Source organism: Thalassoglobus neptunius (genome assembly GCF_007859735.1).
GTDB classification, from domain to species: domain Bacteria; phylum Planctomycetota; class Planctomycetia; order Planctomycetales; family Planctomycetaceae; genus Thalassoglobus; species Thalassoglobus neptunius.
The window spans coordinates 1-1,932 of the sequence record NZ_SIHI01000125.1 but is presented as its reverse complement, the minus strand read 5'-3'; the positions used below and the strand labels follow the sequence as shown (position 1 = coordinate 1,932).

Below are 1,932 nucleotides of genomic sequence, written 5' to 3'. Positions count from 1 at the left end.
CTGTTCAAAGTCTCTCCCGAGCCATCGAAAGCAACTTCCGGCACTTCAAAACAAGCACGACCTCACTCAATGGCAACCAACCAAAACTCAGACTGCTACTCAGAAGTCCGCAATGTTCAACGGGCTGTTAACCCTCACATTCGTTACCTCAAGAAACTAATGGGCTTGGCACTTGATGATGCGTGCCTGGCGATTAATGGTTCACACAACATCTGGAATGTTTGAAGACACTCCAGATGCGGTAGACAAAGTGGAATTGAACCGCTCTTAGAAACCGAAACGACCAAACCAGGAAAGAGTTGCCTGATGACATCTCATCATTTCAGCCGAAAATTTGGATTACAATTCTTGACTTCGTTGTTGCCCAGCAAGACTCAAAGACGAAGAAAATCCGCAATCCGCTCCGCTTCGGTCGAGGCCTTTGAGTCCCGCATCCTCCTCACGACACTCACGGTGAATAGCGCTGCCGATAATGTCATCGCGAATGACGGGCTTGTCACTCTGCGAGAAGCAATCATTGCAGCAAATACAGACGGCATTACAGATCTTGGCGAGACCGGTTCGGGTGCTGACGAAATCGTGTTTCGTGGTGACGGAACTGGGGGAACGACAGATTTCAATGATAAAACCGCAGACACGATCACCTTGGGAGGCACGGAACTGGAAATTGCTTCCGACCTTATTATTAATGGCCGAGGTGCTGACTTACTGACAATTGATGGGAACAACTCCAGTCGCGTCTTCTTTGCGAATAGTGCAGGTGATGTCACAATATCGGGTGTCACGATTACCGGTGGAAATGCGACTAACTCTGGCGGTGGAATTCTGAATCAAGCGGGAACGTTGACGGTTCGCGATAGCGTTGTCACAGGAAATGTAGCTGGGAACGACGGAGGTGGACTTTACAGCCAGCTGAGTGGCACACTCCACGTCGAGAACAGTGTGATCCAAAACAATAATGCTGGGTCTGGCAGTGGAAACGTAGGAGGTGGAATTGGGGCATCAAGTGGGACACTCACGATCTCCGACAGTGTCGTTTCTGGAAACACAGCCTATCGGACCGGTGGAGTCTTTACCTATGCTCAAACCACTGTGATCAACAGCCTCATTGACAACAATATGGCGACAGAAACCGTCGGTGGTGGCTTTGCTGGCGGAATAAATGCTGGTGCAGGCCTGACCCTAATCAATTCGACCGTCTCAAATAACAGCAGCTTTGGCACTGTCGGTGGTGGAGGAATCCGAGTTTTCGGGGGAGGACATATCGAAAACAGTACGATTTCAGGCAACATGGCACGATTTGGTGCGGGTATCGTTCACGGATCTGGTGATTTGACGATCGTCAAAAGCAAGATCACTGGAAACATTGCTGATGAAGACGGTGGTGGAATCTTCTCAAGCAGCGGCACTCTTCACATCACCAAGAGTAAGATCACCGACAACTCAGCCGCGATTAATGGCGGAGGGATTTTCTCAGAAACAGATTTGCTTCTGACAAAGACGAAAGTCCTCTCGAATGACGCGGGGAACCTTGGGGGTGGTGCCTTCACTACAGGAACTGCCAACATCAGTTTCACGAAGACAAAGTTTCGGAAGAACATTGCAGGAGTGAATGGAGGAGGATTGTTCTTCGAATCTTCCGGGAACTTCGATCTGTTCAAGTTCAAAGCCAAAAAGAACAGTGAGACACAAGTTGTGTTTACATAAATCCGCTGGGAGGGGCTGAGTGAAATGCCCCCGAAGTTTGAACCAGGCTTATGAGAGTTGGGGTTAGGTAAGTAAGTCAGTGTGCTGGAGTGGAGGAGAAGGTGGAGCCGTAGGCGGAACCTTCTCTGGAACGGAAGCACACTGAGTCGAAAATTCGGCAGGCGTCAACCCTCCAAGAGAGCTGTGCGGACGGCGGTGGTTGTAAGTCATCCGCCAGTCCTGAAT

General features: G+C 49.9%; 3 protein-coding genes. 2 read left to right on the top strand and 1 reads right to left on the bottom strand.

The genetic code is table 11. The features are described 5' to 3' along the window. Both KOR42_RS27235 and KOR42_RS26110 read left to right on the top strand, forming a co-directional pair. Positions 1 to 225: hypothetical protein (locus KOR42_RS27235; protein WP_231741150.1), on the top strand; the 225-nt coding region annotated here is incomplete at its 5' end. 81 nt (positions 226 to 306) lie between these two features. After that, positions 307 to 1,707 carry a CSLREA domain-containing protein gene (locus KOR42_RS26110; protein WP_146512727.1) on the top strand — a complete coding sequence of 467 codons (1,401 nt, stop codon included), beginning with the start codon at positions 307 to 309 and terminating at the stop codon, positions 1,705 to 1,707. 63 nt (positions 1,708 to 1,770) lie between these two features. Here KOR42_RS26110 and KOR42_RS28070 read toward each other — a convergent pair whose 3' ends face one another. After that, on the bottom strand, positions 1,771 to 1,932 hold the full coding sequence (locus tag KOR42_RS28070; protein WP_390620856.1) for an integrase core domain-containing protein: 162 nt from the start codon (positions 1,930 to 1,932) through the stop codon (positions 1,771 to 1,773).

Excerpts from the sequence above, each read along its gene's own strand:
- KOR42_RS26110 (WP_146512727.1), top strand. The coding sequence starts at position 307 with ATGACATCTCATCATTTCAGCCGAAAATTTGGATTACAATTCTTGACT.